We start from the raw sequence: 14,832 nt of genomic DNA, 5'->3' as shown, positions 1-14,832 counted from the left end.
TTGCATTGGGATCGCTGAGCGCGACCCGCGAGTACCGTCGCGCAGTTCCAGCAGGCCGACCCCACGATCGAAATCCGCTATCGTGACATCGCCGCCCGGCCGCTTGACCATTTGACGCTTGCGAACATGCCGGTCGGAGAGGGCTCGCCCGAGAAGGCCGAAAGCCAGCAAGTGCTGCAGGATTTTCTGGACGCCGATGTCGTTGTGATCGGTGCGCCGATGTACAATTTCACGATCCCGAGCCAACTCAAGGCCTGGCTCGACCGCGTCCTGATCGCGGGCAAGACCTTCCGCTATGGGCCTGATGGGCCGGAGGGTCTCGTTCCGGGTAAGCGGGTGATCCTCGCCATCTCGCGGGGCAATTTCTACGGCGAGGGCGCGCCCGCTGCGCGCAACGAGCATCTGGAAACCTATTTGCGGGCGGTTTTCGGCTTCATCGGCATCGTTCCCGAAATGGTTGTAGCGGACGGAGTGAAGGCGGGTCCCGAGGGGCGCGCAAATGCCGTGACAGCGGCGCTCGCCGGGGTGGCCGCGCTCGCGGCCTGAAGCGCCGCGCGAAAGCGGCGTGGCGGCTGTGTCTCACGATCGGGGCCGCCTGCTCGGCAGGCGGACCCGATGTTCGTTGTGTGGAGCGGCGTGCAAAATTGGCTCTGACTCATATTTGATGCAATTGGCAGGTAGGGTTTGGTTGATTTTCCAAGGAGGATCAGCAGCATGCCTCGTCGATTGCGTAATGGAGCGTTGGTGCCAGCGGGCCTGGTGGTAGAACAGGTCGACAATGCTGGAGCGGTGATGGAAATCGCGGTTCGTTCAGCAAAGCCATATTCTCGGTGCCCAAGCTGCGACGTTAAGGCGGCGGCGGTGCATAGCCATTATTCCCGGCGGTTGGGTGACCTTCCGCTGGCCGGCCGATCCGTTCGTCTGGTTCTCAATGCGCGGAGATTCCGCTGTCGGACAGCAAACTGTGCCAGACGTATTTTCGCCGAGCGCTTCGACACCGAGGTTGTGGAACCTTGGGCGCGCCGAACCAGTAGGCTCGGTTTGCTGGTCTTTCATCTCGGCTTGGCACTTGGCGGTCGGCCCGGCGCTCGTTTTGCCAATCGGCTGATGGCGCCCGTCAGCAAGGATACGCTGCTGCGGTCGATCCGTCGCCGTGGCCGTCCTGAACATGCTGCACCCACGGTGGTCGGCATTGATGATTGGGCATGGCGGCGCAATCAGCGTTACGGCACAATTATCTGCGATCTCGAACGGCGTAGGCCGATCCGTTTGCTCCCCGATCGCGAGCCTGCCACCGCACGCGGCTGGCTCGTGGGACAACAGCAGATTGAGGTCGTCGCCCGGGACCGCGGAGGTGGATATGCGTTAGCCGCCGCCCAGGCCCTTCCCCACGCCCAGCAAGTGGCTGATCGTTGGCATCTGATGGAAAATGCCAGCCACGCCTTTCTCGATGCGGTTCGCTGCTCGATGCGCGAAATCCGTACGGCGATCGGCACGACCATCGTTAATCCGGACCTGCTCACGGTGGCGGAACGCTTGCAATATGAGGGCTATCTTCGCCGACAGGAAAACAACGAAATCATTTTGAAGCAGGCAAAATCTGGGCTCGGTATCAAGGAGATCGTTCGCCGGACCGGGCGCAGCCGAGGTTATGTGCGGGCTGTGTTGCGTGGTCAGCGGACCGATATCTTCCGTACTCGGGAAAACTCCCTTGAAGCCTGGTTGCCTTGGCTCGATGCGGAATGGGCTGGTGGCCAGCGCAACGCTGCACAGCTTTGGCGGCAGATGCGACAGCAGGGCTTCGGGGGCTCGCTTCGGGTAGTGACCGAATGGGCAACGCGGAAGCGGCGGGCGGAAAAAGCGGAGGGATTGCACCGGGTTCCGTCAGCTCGAACCATCGCGCGGCTGATGATGGTAGAGCGCGAAGCTCTTTCGAGAGCTGAAACGATCACCGTCGCGGCGATCGAGGAATCCGTCCCCGAACTCGTCGAGGCACGCGACATCACCGACGCCTTCCATGTCATGCTGCGGAAGAAAGCGGCCTCCTCTCTCGATGCCTGGCTCGAAAGAGCGCGTCAAAGCCTGGTGAACTCCTTCGCCCGCGGCATGACCAAGGACATCGACGCCGTTCGGGCCGCGATCGCCTCGAACTGGTCAAACGGGCAGACCGAAGGCCAGATCACCAAGCTCAAGCTCGTCAAGCGGCAGATGTACGGCCGAGCCAAGCTTGACCTCCTGGAGGCCAGACTGATCGCGGCTGCGACATGATCTCCGTCATCAAAATTGCGTCAGAGCCAACTTTGCGCGCCGGTTGACAGTTCGTTGAACGGTCCTCTGCGGACATCCACCACATTATCCCAATCGTCGCCACCGTGAGAAGTGGCTGGATGCGGGCCCCATGGGAAGACGCATCGCAAGACCGGCGGAATAGGACCGCCCCTGTGGTGGTATCCGATAGATTATGGCCAGGTTTGCGCTGGTGGAAGAATTCTTGCGCGCGGTGCGGACAGCGCTCCGGCACTCGCCATCAGGTCGTTTCGCGCAGCTTGAATCGGAGAATCTTGCCCGTCGCCGTCTTGGGCAGTTCGGGAAGAAATGTGATGCGGCGTGGATATTTATAGGGTGCGAGCAGTGATTTGACATGTGTCTTCAATGCCGCTTTGGTCTCTTCCCCAGCGGCGGCCCCCTTGCGCAGCACCACGAACGCGTGGGGCTTCACCATGCCATCGGCACCTGCGGCGCCCACGACCGCGGCTTCCAGCACATGCGCGTGGCTGAGAAGAGCTTCTTCGATTTCGATTGGCGAGACATAGATGCCGCCGACCTTCAGCATGTCGTCGCTGCGTCCCGCATAGCTGTACCAGCCCTCCGCATCGCGTACATATTTGTCGCCGCTGATCGTCCAGTCATCTTGGAAGGTTGCCGCAGACTTCTCGGCATTCTGCCAATAGGCGGTCGCCGAGGTCGGTCCCGAAATGTGCAGATTGCCGATTTCGCCGTCGGCAACCTCGGCGCCATGGTCGTCGACCAGCCTGACCCGGTAGCCGTCTACGGGCTTTCCCGTACACCCATGGCGGACATGTTCGGGTCGTTGCGACAGGAATATGTGCAGCATTTCGGTGGAACCCAGCCCATCGATGATGTCGGCACCAAATCTGGCCCTGAAGGTGACGGCAAGACGGGCAGGCAGGGTTTCGCCGGCCGAGGTCGCGAGCCGTAGTCGTGGTAGCTGGCTCATCCCGGGGCAGCCGGGATGATCGAGCCAATTCGCCAGAAAGGTGGGCACCGCGGCAAAGAAGGTCACGCGGTGGTCGATCAGCATCTTGCTGACCACGTCGGGTGTCACACGATCCCGGTACAGGATGGCGGTGGCCCCGACGGCAAATGGGAAAGTCAGCGAGTTTCCGAGGCCATAGGCAAAGAACTGCTTCGCGACGGAATAGACCACGTCGTTCTCGTGGAGAGCGGCGATGCCCTGCCCGAAGAGATTGGCGGTCAAGCGGAGCGAGCCATGCCGATGCATCGCGCCCTTGGGCCTGCCGGTCGATCCCGAGGTGTAGAGCCAGAAGGCGATATCCTCGCGATCGGTGTCGGCGGCATGGCCGAGCGGTGTCGCGTCGTCCAGCAGGGACTCAAGGTCGCGCCAGGGTCCGCCCTCGCTGGAAACGAAACCGATCGATGGATTGGCCGCGGCGATCGGCGTCCATTTGTCTGCCAACTCGCCGGTGACAAACACCGCACGCGCGCCGCTGTTTTCGAGGATCCAGCGATAATCGTCTCCCGTCAGGAGCGTGTTCAGCGGGACGGGTATGACGCCGGCCTTGATCGCACCGAGAAATACGGTCGGAAAATCGCGCGTATCCAGCAGACATAGCAGAATGCGGTCGCCGCGACGCAGGCCCAGAGCGCTCATCGCTCCGGCCATGCGGTCCACCCGCTCCGCCAGACCGGCGTAGGTCAACGCGCCGCGGCAGTCGATCAGAGCTGTCTTTTCGTGACGGCCGGCCGCCAGATTGGTCGACATCAAATCTTGCGCGGCATTGAACTGCCTTGGCAGGTCCGCAATGCAGCGCACCTCATCACTCCTCATCGATCCTGCTCCCGGGCGCTGGCGGCGGGCCTCGCCGCAGGGTGCCGCTCCGATCATGCGTCAATGACGGCTGCAAAGGCCGCCGGATCATCGATCATGACGAAGTGGCCGCACTCGGCCATCAACTCATGACGGGCCGATGGCTGAAGCGCAGTCCACCGATCGCGCTCCTGGGCCGTCGGCCCTGTCGCGCCCATGACGATCGTCAACGGCACGGCCAGCGCGGCGAGCGCCGACGCGGCATCGAAATCCCGAACCGACCACGCGATGCTCACGACAGTCCCGCTACCGGCCTTGTTCCGGTCGATGTTCCATCGCTGATGCTGGGCCGGGGTGAGTGCGCGGAATCGCTTGGCTGCCGCCTCGAAGCTGGTCGTCGGGATGGCGCACATCGCTTCGAAGGTGAGCCAGTTCTGCGCATACCATTGTGCGGACCGTAGCGGCGCCTCGGCGAGGACCGCCCGTTCCACGCGCTCGGGCCAGCGCCGCGCGAAATCCATCGTGATGTAGCCGCCGATCGAGACGCCGACGAGGATGGCGCGCTCGATCCCGAGAGCATCGAGGAAGGCGCGCAGGTCATCGGCATATTGCTCGATCGGGCGATGCGTCCAGATCGGGTCGGAATCGCCATGGCCGGGCATGTCCCAGGCGATCACGGAGGATCGGGATCACGTCTTCGAACTCATAGGCGGACGCGCCGCCGGTGTGCAGCAACACCAGCGGAGCACCGCCTCCCGCTTCGAGATAGTGAATGCGCTGATCCGCCAATTGGATGAAATGGCTGGCGGCAATCATGCGAAGGCGCTTTCGATGGCGTGCCTGGGGGCGGCGAGACTGAATGGTGATATGTCACACAAACATGTTAATTAACCGACCGATCGGACGCTATATCATATGGTGTTATGATTGCCAAAAAGCGGGCTGCCGGTGAGCCTGATCCGGTGTCAGCCAGTCAGCGGACCCCCGCCGTCGGACAGCTTATAGTCCCGGTCCTGCGGTTTGACGGTGGCCAAGGTGGTGGCGAAAAGGGCATCCATCAAGCTATCGCCCCGGAAATGGACGGAGAAGGATAGCTTCCGAAAGTACCCGAATTATTCTCGATTGGTGCCGTATCCGCCCGGATTTTGCCGGACGGTTATAACAGAGAAAACAGCTGAAATCAGCCGTTTTTCCAACGTCTCCGGATGGTGCCGGAAGAACAAATGGTGCCCAGGAGAGGACTCGAACCTCCACGACCTTGCGATCGCCAGCACCTGAAGCTGGTGCGTCTACCAATTCCGCCACCTGGGCACGGGGTAGGAGCGCGCAACTAGCCGCTGGTCCGGGGGCTGTCAACGCGCCCCAGGCATTATTTTTAATTTTTCTGGTTTCTTGGCCCGGAGCTTCCTACGGCTCGTGTGAAAGTCCCGTCCGCTCGTGGAGAAAATGCCGTGGATAGTTCCGTCGTCACCCCGCCGTCCTTTCTTGCGCGCCCGGACGGGTTGCGGCTCGCCCATCGGTACAGGGCGGGAAGGGGACCGGCGATCGTCTTCCTGCCTGGCTACATGTCCGACATGGAGGGCGGCAAGGCCGTCGCCCTTGACGCATGGGCCGGGGAGCAGGGGCGGGCCATGCTGCGCCTCGACTATGCCGGCAATGGCGCCAGCGAGGGGCGGTTCGAGGACGGCACCCTGGCGAGCTGGCGCGACGATGCGCTGTTGTTGATCGATTCCTTGACGCAGGGGTCGGTGGTGTTGGTCGGCTCTTCCATGGGGGGATGGCTGGCGTTGCTGATCGCGCGGGCGCGGCCGGATCGCGTGGCGGCGCTGGTCGGCATCGCGGCGGCGCCCGACTTCACCGAATGGGGCTTCACCGATGCGGACAAGGCGTTGCTGGCGACCGAGGGGCGGCTGCTGGAGCCGACGCCCTATAGTGACGATCCCTATGTCACCACCCTGGCCTTTTGGGAATCGGGTCAGGCGAACCGGCTGCTGGAAGGAGAGATCGCCATCAATTGCCCCGTTCGGCTGCTGCAGGGGCAGGCGGATGCCGATGTGCCCTGGCAGATCGCCCTGCGCATAGCAGAGCGGCTGCGTTCATCCGATGTGCAGACGCTGCTGATTAAGGATGGCGACCATCGTCTTTCCCGCGACCCGGACATCGCTCTGCTGATCCGGACTGTCGCCAGCCTGTTGGACAGCCTCTGATGCCCTTTCTGCTCCCGCTGCTGCTGCTTGCTCCGCAGGCCTATGATCCGGAGATCGAGGCGGTGATGAACCGCAAGCGCAAGGAAAAGGCGGAGGCCGCCGCCTCCGTTGCCGCCGCACCCGCTGCCCCGGCGCAGACGAGCGATGGTCGAATCCCGGTGCCAGCCAAATATGCGGAGAAATTCCAGGCCTGTCTCGATCTGGCGATCGAATCGACGGAAAAGGGCGTCGCCTTCGCCCAGCAATGGCGGATCGATGGCGGCAGCTTTTACGCGCGCAACTGCATGGGCTTTGCCTATGCCCGGGCCGAACGTTGGGCGCCAGCCATCGTCTCCTTCGAACAGGGTGCCGATGAAGCCGAGCGTGGCGGCGAAATGGTACAGAGCGGCCGGCTGTGGGCGCAGGCGGGCAATGCCGCGCTGGCCAGCGGCGATGCGACCAAGGCGCGCGACGATTTCGACGCGGCGCTGGCGCGGGGCCTGCCCGACGGCGTGGAAAAGGGGGAGGTCCATCTCGACCGCGCCCGCGCGCTGGTGGCGCTGAACGATATCAAGGGTGCGCGTGAATCGCTGGACACCGCATTGGAGCAGGTGCCGCAGGACCCGCTGGCCTGGCTGCTGTCAGCGACGCTGGCCCGTCGCGGGGGGGAATTGAAGCTGGCGCAGGTGCATATCGCGCGCGCCGTGCAACTGTCGCCCGATGACGCCTCCGTCGCGCTGGAGGAGGGGAATATCGCCGTCCTGACCGGTCAGGAGGATGTCGCCCGTTCCGCCTGGCAGCGCGCGGTCAAGCTGGCGGCGGATTCGCCCGCAGGCAAAGCCGCCGCCGACAATCTGTCGCGTCTGCCGGCGGCCAAGCCCGCGCTCTGATCGCTATTCCTTGATCGGGCCGCTGATCGACCAGACATGACCGTAAGGATCGGTCAACTGGCCGTAGCGTTCGCCCCAGAACTGGTTTTCGATGGGGAAGCGCTCCTTCGCGCCCGCGTCGATCGCGCGTTTCCACCAGACGTCGGCATCGTCGACTGACAGATGCAGCGTCACGCCCTGGGGCGCTTGCGCCGGGGCGCCGCCGCTCATTTCGGGGAAATGATCGTTCAGCATCAGTGATCCGCCGTTGATGCGCAGATGAGCGTGCATGATGCGCTGACGCCCCTCCGCGACATGCCGCATCAATTCGGTGGCGCCGAAAGCGCGGGAATAGAAGGCGATGGCTTCGGCCGCCTTGTCATTGGCGATGGTAAGATGGGGAACGACCCCTCCCTTGGGGCTTTGCGCTTCGTCCATGTGTCAACCCTCTCCCTGAAGACGAAAGGGAGGATAGACGCTTTGCAGGCGGATCAGAAGATGCCCGGAAATTTCTTCTCCTGGCTCTTTTTCTCCTTTTGACTGCCCATGCCCGCTCTTGGTCCGCCGGGGTGCTCTTGCTGGGCGGTTCGGCCGGAGGGGATCGGCATCGGCCATGGCGCTTCAACGCCGGGAGCGGATTTTGGGTCCGAATCGCTTGCCTTTCGGTGCGCGTCCGACTATGGGCCGCCCTTCGCGATATTCGGAAGGACCGCCCGGCTAACTAGGGCTGCCGTGGCTGTCCGTAATCGTCGCGCTGAAAAAGGAGACGAAAATGCCCAAGCTCAAGACCAAGAGCGGTGTGAAGAAGCGCTTCAAGTTCACCGCTTCCGGCAAGGTCAAGCACGGCGTCGCTGGCAAGCGTCACCGCCTGATCAGCCACAACGCCAAATATATCCGCCAGAACCGCGGCACGTCGGTCATGTCCGACGCCGACGTGGCTCACGTGCGCCTCTGGGCGCCCTACGGCCTGAAGTAAGGAGTAGAGGCACATGGCACGCGTAAAACGTGGTACGACCACCAAGGCGAAGCATAAGAGGATTCTGGATCAGGCGAAGGGCTATTATGGCCGTCGCAAGAATACGATCCGCATCGCCCGTCAGGCTGTCGAAAAGGCCGGCCAGTACGCTTATCGCGACCGCAAGGTCAAGAAGCGGACCTTCCGTGGCCTGTGGATCCAGCGCATCAACGCTGGCGTCCGCGCCGAAGGCCTGACCTATTCGCAGTTCATGCACGGCCTGAAGCTGGCCGGCGTGGAGCTGGACCGCAAGGTTCTGGCCGACATTGCGATGCACGAAGGCGAGGCGTTTAGCGCCATCATCGCCCAGGCGAAGGCTGCGCTGCCCGCGGCCTGAGCCAAGATCGGTCGCAAGATCGTCTGAAAGGGGCGCCGGGGCAGATGCCTTCGGCGCCCTTTCTCGTTTCTGAGCCTCTGGGAGATTTCCCCATGTCGCTTCATATCTGGTGGTTGTACGTCACGGCGGTTTTCCTGATCTCGGCCACGCCGGGACCGAACATGCTGCATGTGATGACGCAGAGCATTCACCATGGGCCGCGACGGGCCATCGCCACCATGGCGGGATTGATGAGCGCGATCCTGCTGTGCCTGATCGCTTCGGCGCTGGGATTGGGGGCGTTGCTGAAGGCTTCGCCGCGCCTGTTCGATATTCTGCGCTATGCGGGGGTCGCCTATCTGCTCTGGCTGGGGATCAAGGCGTGGCGTGCGCCGGTGGGGGACGCGAGAGAAGTCGGCGCGACACGGGCGCGGTCGCTGCGGGCGCTTTATGGCACCGGGCTGCTGACCGGCCTCAGCAATCCCAAGCTCATCATCTTTGCCGCCGCGCTGTTTCCGCAGTTCATCGATACGGACCGGCCCTTTGCGGTGCAGTTGGCGATATTGGTGGTCAGCTTCGTCGCCATCGAGTTCGGCTGGCAGTGCGTCTATGCGCTGGGCGGGGTGAAGCTCGCCCGCTGGCTGGCGCCCGCCAACCGGCAGCGGCTGTTCAATCGGGGCACGGGGCTGATGTTCATCACTTTTGGCGGAGCGCTGCTGGGCGCGCGGGCGTAGAAAACCCTCCCAACCCGTCATTCCCGCGACCCGAAGGGCGGCGAAAGCCAACGCGGGAACCCATCTCTTGAGGGTGCGATGAAGCGCGAGATCAACTCCACCGTCTACATATTGGCGAGCCGGAAGAACGGAACGCTTTACACAGGCGTCACTTCCGACCTCGTAAAGCGGCTATACGAACATCGAAACGGCTTGATCGATGGCTTCACCAGCGACTACGGCGTCAAGCGCCTTGTCTGGTTCGAAACGCATGACGCGATGGATAGCGCGATAGTGCGGGAAAAGCGGATCAAGAAATGGAACAGGCAGTGGAAGATCGAGCTGATCGAGGCTGAAAATCCCGAATGGGATGATCTGGCTCTGGCTTTCGGCTTTGAACCCCTCCCTGCGCTAAGCCGCGAGAGGGCAGGAGATGGGTTCCCGCTTTCGCGGGAATGACGGGAAAGTGGAACGACTTTAAGATGAGTGAGATTGCCAATCTGAAAGCCGGCCTGATCGCCGACATCGCCGCCGCCGACACGCTGGAGGCGCTGGAAACCCTTCGTGTGAGTGCCATGGGCAAGAATGGGGTGGTGACGGGGCTGCTCAAGACCCTAGGACCCATGAGCCCGGAGGAGCGGCTGGAGAAAGGCCCGCCGATCCAGGATTTGCGTGAGAGCGCGACCGCCGCGCTGGCCGAGAAGAAGGCGGCGCTGGAGCAGGCTGCGCTCGATGCCAAGCTCGCGGCCGAGAAGATCGACATGACCTTGCCCGCCGAACTGGGCGCGCAGGGGTCGGTCCATCCCGTCAGTCAGGTGATGGACGAGCTGGCCGAGATTTTCGCGGACCTCGGTTTCTCCGTCGCTACGGGGCCGGAGGTCGAGGACGACTGGCATAATTTCACCGCGCTCAACATCCCGGAGACGCATCCGGCGCGGGCGATGCATGACACCTTCTATTTCCCCGACGGCTCCGATGAGAATGGGGACGGGAAAAAGATGCTGCTGCGCACCCACACCTCGCCGGTGCAGATCCGCACGATGATGAACGAGGAGCCGCCGATCCGCATCATTGCGCCGGGCCGGGTCTATCGCTCGGACAGCGACGCGACGCACACGCCGATGTTCCATCAGATCGAGGGACTGGTGATCGACAAGGGCATCACCCTTGGCCACCTCAAATGGACGCTGGAAACCTTCCTCAAGGCCTTTTTCGAGCGGGACGACATCGTGCTGCGGCTGCGGCCGAGCTATTTCCCCTTCACCGAGCCTTCGGTCGAGGTAGACGTCGGTTACACCCTCACCAACGGCCAGCGGGTGATCGGCGGCGACGGCGATGCGCCGGGCGGCGGCTGGCTGGAAGTGCTGGGCAGCGGCATGGTCAACCGCCGCGTGATCGAGGCGTGCGGGCTGGACCCGGATGAATGGCAGGGCTTTGCCTTCGGCACCGGCGTCGACCGGCTGGCGATGCTGAAATATGGGATGAACGACTTGCGCGCTTTCTTCGACGGCGATCTGCGCTGGCTGAAACATTATGGCTTCTCGGCGCTGGATGTTCCCACGCTCAGCGGAGGAGTGGGCGCATGAAGTTCACGCTGAGCTGGCTCAAGACGCATCTCAACACCGATGCCGACCTGCCGACGATCCTGAAGGGCCTGACGAACATCGGGCTTGAGGTCGAGGGGGTGGAGAATCCGGCGGAGAAGCTGGCCCCCTTCCGCATCGCCCGCGTGCTGACTGCGGAGCCCCATCCGCAGGCGGACAAGTTGCAGGTGCTGACCGTGGATGCGGGCGATGGCGCCTTGCAGGTCGTCTGCGGCGCGCCCAATGCGCGGGCCGGTCTGGTCGGCGTGTTCGGGACCGAAGGCGCGGTGGTGCCGGTCAACGGCATGGTGCTGAAGAAGACCGCCATTCGCGGGGTCGAATCCAACGGCATGATGTGCTCGTTCCGCGAACTGGAACTGGGCGAGGATCATGACGGGATCATCGAGTTGAACCCGGATGCGCCGGTCGGTCAGGTCTATGCGCAATGGGCCGGGCTGGACGATCCGGTGATCGATGTGTCGATCACGCCGAACCGGCAGGACTGCATGGGCGTGCGCGGCATTGCGCGCGATCTGGCGGCGGCGGGCCTCGGCACGCTGAACGCCATCGTCGTGCCGACCGTCGAGGGCGTCGGGCCGGGGCCGGATGTGCGGGTCGAGGACGCCGATGGCTGTCCCGCTTTCTTCGCGCGCGCCGTGAAGGGCGTGAAGAACGGCGCGTCGCCGGAGTGGATGGCGAAGCGGCTGAAGGCCATCGGGCAGAAGCCGATCAGCACGCTGGTCGACATCACCAACTATATCATGATCGACCTTGGGCGGCCGCTGCATGTCTATGACATGGCAACGCTGAAGGGCGGACTGGTGGCGCGCAAGGGGCGCCCCGGCGAAGAGGTGCTGGCGCTCAACGGCAAGACCTATACCGTCGATGAGACGATGACGGTCATCGCGGACGATGAGGCGGTGCACGACATTGGCGGCATCATGGGCGGCGAGCATTCGGGCGCGCAGGACGGCACGACCGATGTGCTGATCGAATGCGCCTATTTCACGCCGGAGCGGATCGCAGTGACGGGGCAGAAGCTGGCGCTGACCAGCGACGCGCGCGGGCGGTTCGAGCGTGGGGTGGACCCGGCGTTCCTCGATGACGGCCTGTCGATCGCGACCTATCTGGTGACGGAATTGTGCGGCGGCACGGCGAGCGAGGCGACGCGGGCGGGCAGCCCGCCGGTGGCGAACAAGATCGTGACCTATGAGCCGTCGCAATGTCTGGCGCTGGCGGGGGTTGACGTGCCCGAGGGTGAGCAGAAGCGCATCCTGGAAAGCCTTGGCTTCGGGGTTCAGGGCCATGACTCGACCTTTGAATATCAGGATGGCGTGCCGGTCACGACCCCGGCCAACTGGACCGTAACCGTGCCGAGCTGGCGGCGTGACGTCGATGGCTGGCCCGACATTGTCGAGGAAGTGGTGCGCATCGTCGGGCTGGATCAGGTGCCGTCCACGCCGCTGCCGCGCATGCCGGGCGTCGCCAAGCCGACCGCGACCGCGGAGCAACTGATCGAGCGGCGGGTACGCCGCACGGCGGCGGCGCGTGGTCTTGCCGAAGCGATCAACTGGTCCTTCATTTCGGAGAAGGAAGCGGCCTCCGTCGGTGGCGGCGACTGGACGCTGGCCAATCCGATTTCCGAAGATTTGAAGGTCATGCGGCCTTCGCTGCTGCCCGGCCTGCTCTCGGCCACGCGGCGGAACATGGATCGCGGCGCGGCTTGCGTGCGGTTGTTCGAGCTGGGGCGGCGCTATTTCGCGGGCCAGAATGATGGGAGTTGGGAACGAGCGACGGTCGGTTTCGTGCTGGCGGGCGAGAAGGTTGCGCGTGGCTGGCAGACGGGCAAGGCGCAGGCCTTCTCCGCCTTCGATGCCAAGGGCGAAGTGATCGCGCTGTTGGCCGCGGCCGGTGCGCCGGCGGCGAATTTGCAGAGCTTTGGCGACGCTTCGGGCGCCTATCATCCGGGCCAGTCGGGCACGTTGCGGCTGGGGCCGAAGGTCGTGCTGGCCGAGTTCGGCGTGTTGCATCCGTCGCTCGCCAAGCAGTTCGGACTGACCGGCACGGTGGTCGCGGGCGAGATTTTCCTCGACGCGATCCCGGCCAAGCGCAAGAGCGGCTTCATGCGCGCGCCCTATGCGCCGCCCGCGCTTCAGGCGGTGAAGCGCGACTTCGCCTTCGTCATCGACGAAGCGGTCGAGGCCGATGCGCTGGTCCGCGCGGTCAAGGGTGCGGACAAGAAGGTCATTGTCGATGCGCGGCTGTTCGACGTCTTCGTCGGGCCGGGCGTGGAGGATGGCAAGAAGAGCCTGGCCATCGAAATCACCCTGCAACCGGGCGAAAAGAGCTTCTCCCAGGAGGAGCTGGACGCGATCAGCGCGGCGGTGGTCAAGGCCGCCGGGAAGCTGGGCGGCACGCTCAGGGCCTAGAGCATCGTGCGGAAAAGTGGGAACCGGTTTTCCGCTTTCAACGATGCGACAATAAAAACTTAGAGCGTGCTTCCTGCGTCCGATTTAACGCAGCACGCTCTAAAGGCTGGTGACGCCGCCTATTTTCTGGCGGCGTCCTCGTCCTTTTCCTGCGGAGTCGGGGGTGGACTCATGATCTTGCAGCCCCTGGCGTCGGCCAGCCCGCGCAGATAACCGCGGCGGGCGATGCCGGCGGTGACGGCGGCCTGAAGGCGACGCTCGGCGGGGGCCGCCCCGCTGATCTCGCGCACCAGCCCGCGAAAGGGGATGATCGAATTGACGATCGTCTTGCCGACGGCTTCCGCGATCTTGCCGGTGCGGTTCTCATTGGCCTTCTGGCCGATGGTGAAGTCCGGTCCCAGGACGGCGTCCAGTTCATCGAGCGACGTCTTCAACGCCTTGCAACTGTGCGATGGCGGGCGCTGATAGGGTTCCTCCACCGCATCCTGCAGAATGGCGGGAATCCTGTCCTTGTCGAGACCCACGTCCCGCGCCGGTTGGGTGGCGATGTCGCCGGCCTTTTTGAGCGCGTCGTCCTTTTTCTCCTGCTCCTGCGCGATGGCGGCGGTCGGCAAGAGCAGCAGCGCAACGATCCCGATCCATTTCATCCGTTTTTCTCCCTGCTTCTGCAACCGCTTGAGATAGGGCGTGGTTCCCGGCCTGCTTCGCCGCTATGCCGGCAGGGAAGGAGATTTCAGCACATGGCGGACGATTTCATCAGCATCGCTTCGGATGGCCTGAGTGCCCATATCCATCCTTTTGGCGCGGAACTCTGGTCGCTCAAGGATGCGGAGGGGCGCGAGTTGATGACCGATGCCGATCCGCGCTGGTGGACGGGCCATGCGCCGTTGCTCTTTCCCTATGTCGGGCGGTCGCGGGGGGATGTCTATCGCTACCAGGGGCAGGATTATCCGATGCCGCAGCATGGCTTTGCGCGGCGAAGGGACTTTTCCGTGGCGGAGAGGAGCGGCGATGCCGTCACCTTCCGGCTGGAGGCGGATGTGGAAACGCGGGCGGTCTATCCCTTCGATTTCCGGCTCGACATGCGCTTTGCGGTGGAAGGGCGGACGTTGCGGATGACGGCGACCGTCTCCAATCCCGGCGAAACCGACATGCCCTTTTCCTTCGGCTATCACCCGGCCTTTGCCTGGCCTCTGCCCTATGGCGGTGCGGTTGAGGAGCATCGGGTGGTGTTCGAGAAGGCCGAGCCCGCGTTGATCCGCAAAGTGGGCGATGAGCCGGGCTTGATCGCTTTGGAGAGCGTGGCTTCGCCGGTAGAGGGCGCGGTGCTGGCGCCGACCCATAAGATGTTCGAGGGCGACGCGCTGATCTGGGACCAACTGGAGAGCCGCAGCCTGTTCTGGGGCGTGCCGGGGCAGAGGGGGCTTCAGATCGACTTTCCCGATACGCCATGGCTGGGACTGTGGCAGAAGCCGGGGGGGCAGTATCTCTGCGTCGAGCCTTGGGCGGGGATGGCCGATCCCGTTGGTTTTGAAGGCGATGTCTGGGCGAAGCAGGGCATATTGCGGCTCGCGCCGGGCGAGGAACGGGCGTTTCGGATGGATGTCAGCCTCACCGGCTGAGGCCCGACTGGCGAATCCCCCGCGAATCGC

The 14,832-nt window shown here is 63.8% G+C and carries 15 protein-coding genes, 1 tRNA gene and 1 pseudogene; 12 read left to right on the top strand and 5 right to left on the bottom strand.

The genetic code is table 11. From position 1 onward, the window contains the following. Positions 1-45: 45 nt before the first annotated feature. Together HUK73_RS12785 and HUK73_RS12780 are read left to right on the top strand one after the other, a co-directional pair. Positions 46-546: pseudogene (locus HUK73_RS12785) on the top strand (FMN-dependent NADH-azoreductase); the annotation flags it as partial. Positions 547-714: 168 nt separating this feature from the next. Beyond that, the gene (locus HUK73_RS12780) at positions 715-2,268 is read left to right on the top strand and encodes an ISL3 family transposase (RefSeq protein ID WP_176592235.1); all 1,554 of its coding nucleotides are present in this window, start codon (positions 715-717) and stop codon (positions 2,266-2,268) included. A 259-nt stretch (positions 2,269-2,527) separates the two neighbouring features. Here HUK73_RS12780 and HUK73_RS12775 read toward each other — a convergent pair whose 3' ends face one another. After that, positions 2,528-4,090, bottom strand: a complete 1,563-nt coding sequence (locus tag HUK73_RS12775; protein WP_176592234.1) for a benzoate-CoA ligase family protein — start codon at positions 4,088-4,090, stop codon at positions 2,528-2,530. Positions 4,091-4,143: 53 nt separating this feature from the next. Beyond that, positions 4,144-4,746: an alpha/beta fold hydrolase gene (locus HUK73_RS12770; protein ID WP_369805488.1), complete on the bottom strand. Its 603-nt coding sequence runs from the start codon at positions 4,744-4,746 to the stop codon at positions 4,144-4,146. On the opposite strand from HUK73_RS12770, the gene HUK73_RS26775 reads away from it, so the two are divergent. Beyond that, entirely contained in the window at positions 4,730-4,960 is a 231-nt protein-coding gene (locus HUK73_RS26775) for a hypothetical protein (RefSeq protein ID WP_255326270.1), read from the top strand. The genes HUK73_RS12770 and HUK73_RS26775 overlap by 17 nt on opposite strands. 333 nt (positions 4,961-5,293) lie before the next feature. Here the strand turns inward: HUK73_RS26775 and HUK73_RS12765 are convergent. Next, positions 5,294-5,380 (bottom strand) — tRNA-Leu (locus HUK73_RS12765). A 140-nt stretch (positions 5,381-5,520) separates the two neighbouring features. On the opposite strand from HUK73_RS12765, the gene HUK73_RS12760 reads away from it, so the two are divergent. Both HUK73_RS12760 and HUK73_RS12755 read left to right on the top strand, forming a co-directional pair. Continuing rightward, positions 5,521-6,276, top strand: coding sequence for an alpha/beta fold hydrolase (locus tag HUK73_RS12760; RefSeq protein WP_176592233.1), 756 nt, complete (start codon positions 5,521-5,523; stop codon positions 6,274-6,276). Beyond that, positions 6,276-7,145 (top strand): tetratricopeptide repeat protein, encoded by an 870-nt coding sequence (locus HUK73_RS12755; protein WP_176592232.1) that lies wholly within the window; start codon positions 6,276-6,278, stop codon positions 7,143-7,145. Before HUK73_RS12760 ends, HUK73_RS12755 begins: the two co-directional genes overlap by 1 nt. A 3-nt stretch (positions 7,146-7,148) precedes the next feature. On the opposite strand, the gene HUK73_RS12750 is transcribed toward HUK73_RS12755, so the two are convergent. Then, positions 7,149-7,562, bottom strand: coding sequence for a VOC family protein (locus HUK73_RS12750; RefSeq protein WP_176592231.1), 414 nt, complete (start codon positions 7,560-7,562; stop codon positions 7,149-7,151). A 334-nt stretch (positions 7,563-7,896) separates the two neighbouring features. Here HUK73_RS12750 and rpmI point away from each other — a divergent pair, with 334 nt between their 5' ends. The 6 genes from rpmI (at position 7,897) to pheT (ending at position 13,180) form a co-directional block, all read left to right on the top strand. Continuing rightward, a complete protein-coding gene (gene rpmI, locus HUK73_RS12745; RefSeq protein WP_007689506.1) occupies positions 7,897-8,100 on the top strand; it encodes a 50S ribosomal protein L35 in 204 nt (67 codons plus the stop codon). A 13-nt stretch (positions 8,101-8,113) separates the two neighbouring features. Continuing rightward, complete coding sequence (gene rplT, locus HUK73_RS12740) at positions 8,114-8,476, top strand: 50S ribosomal protein L20 (protein ID WP_007689504.1); 363 nt, start codon at positions 8,114-8,116, stop codon at positions 8,474-8,476. A 92-nt stretch (positions 8,477-8,568) separates the two neighbouring features. Further along, positions 8,569-9,189 carry a LysE family translocator gene (locus tag HUK73_RS12735; protein WP_176592230.1) on the top strand — a complete coding sequence of 207 codons (621 nt, stop codon included), beginning with the start codon at positions 8,569-8,571 and terminating at the stop codon, positions 9,187-9,189. 78 nt (positions 9,190-9,267) lie between these two features. Continuing rightward, positions 9,268-9,627: a GIY-YIG nuclease family protein gene (locus HUK73_RS12730; RefSeq protein ID WP_176592229.1), complete on the top strand. Its 360-nt coding sequence runs from the start codon at positions 9,268-9,270 to the stop codon at positions 9,625-9,627. Between the two features lie 23 nt (positions 9,628-9,650). Beyond that, the gene (gene pheS / locus HUK73_RS12725; protein WP_176592228.1) at positions 9,651-10,754 is read left to right on the top strand and encodes a phenylalanine--tRNA ligase subunit alpha; all 1,104 of its coding nucleotides are present in this window, start codon (positions 9,651-9,653) and stop codon (positions 10,752-10,754) included. Next, the gene (pheT, locus tag HUK73_RS12720) at positions 10,751-13,180 is read left to right on the top strand and encodes a phenylalanine--tRNA ligase subunit beta (RefSeq protein WP_176592227.1); all 2,430 of its coding nucleotides are present in this window, start codon (positions 10,751-10,753) and stop codon (positions 13,178-13,180) included. Before pheS ends, pheT begins: the two co-directional genes overlap by 4 nt. A 119-nt stretch (positions 13,181-13,299) precedes the next feature. On the opposite strand, the gene HUK73_RS12715 is transcribed toward pheT, so the two are convergent. Then, complete coding sequence (locus HUK73_RS12715; RefSeq protein WP_176592226.1) at positions 13,300-13,827, bottom strand: hypothetical protein; 528 nt, start codon at positions 13,825-13,827, stop codon at positions 13,300-13,302. A 93-nt stretch (positions 13,828-13,920) separates the two neighbouring features. Between HUK73_RS12715 and HUK73_RS12710 the strand changes: the two genes are divergently transcribed. Continuing rightward, positions 13,921-14,802: an aldose 1-epimerase family protein gene (locus HUK73_RS12710; protein ID WP_176592225.1), complete on the top strand. Its 882-nt coding sequence runs from the start codon at positions 13,921-13,923 to the stop codon at positions 14,800-14,802. Positions 14,803-14,832 lie beyond the last annotated feature (30 nt).

The sequence above is a fragment of the Sphingobium sp. EM0848 genome (genome assembly GCF_013375555.1).
GTDB lineage: Bacteria > Pseudomonadota > Alphaproteobacteria > Sphingomonadales > Sphingomonadaceae > Sphingobium.
Note: the sequence above shows the minus strand (reverse complement) of the source record. Positions and strands in the feature narration are given on the sequence as shown.

Excerpts from the sequence above, each read along its gene's own strand:
- HUK73_RS12780 (WP_176592235.1), top strand. The coding sequence starts at position 715 with ATGCCTCGTCGATTGCGTAATGGAGCGTTGGTGCCAGCGGGCCTGGTG.
- HUK73_RS12775 (WP_176592234.1), bottom strand. The coding sequence starts at position 4,090 with ATGAGGAGTGATGAGGTGCGCTGCATTGCGGACCTGCCAAGGCAGTTC.
- HUK73_RS26775 (WP_255326270.1), top strand. The coding sequence starts at position 4,730 with ATGTCCCAGGCGATCACGGAGGATCGGGATCACGTCTTCGAACTCATA.
- HUK73_RS12755 (WP_176592232.1), top strand. The coding sequence starts at position 6,276 with ATGCCCTTTCTGCTCCCGCTGCTGCTGCTTGCTCCGCAGGCCTATGAT.
- HUK73_RS12750 (WP_176592231.1), bottom strand. The coding sequence starts at position 7,562 with ATGGACGAAGCGCAAAGCCCCAAGGGAGGGGTCGTTCCCCATCTTACC.
- rpmI (WP_007689506.1), top strand. The coding sequence starts at position 7,897 with ATGCCCAAGCTCAAGACCAAGAGCGGTGTGAAGAAGCGCTTCAAGTTC.
- rplT (WP_007689504.1), top strand. The coding sequence starts at position 8,114 with ATGGCACGCGTAAAACGTGGTACGACCACCAAGGCGAAGCATAAGAGG.
- HUK73_RS12735 (WP_176592230.1), top strand. The coding sequence starts at position 8,569 with ATGTCGCTTCATATCTGGTGGTTGTACGTCACGGCGGTTTTCCTGATC.
- HUK73_RS12730 (WP_176592229.1), top strand. The coding sequence starts at position 9,268 with ATGAAGCGCGAGATCAACTCCACCGTCTACATATTGGCGAGCCGGAAG.
- pheS (WP_176592228.1), top strand. The coding sequence starts at position 9,651 with ATGAGTGAGATTGCCAATCTGAAAGCCGGCCTGATCGCCGACATCGCC.
- pheT (WP_176592227.1), top strand. The coding sequence starts at position 10,751 with ATGAAGTTCACGCTGAGCTGGCTCAAGACGCATCTCAACACCGATGCC.
- HUK73_RS12715 (WP_176592226.1), bottom strand. The coding sequence starts at position 13,827 with ATGAAATGGATCGGGATCGTTGCGCTGCTGCTCTTGCCGACCGCCGCC.
- HUK73_RS12710 (WP_176592225.1), top strand. The coding sequence starts at position 13,921 with ATGGCGGACGATTTCATCAGCATCGCTTCGGATGGCCTGAGTGCCCAT.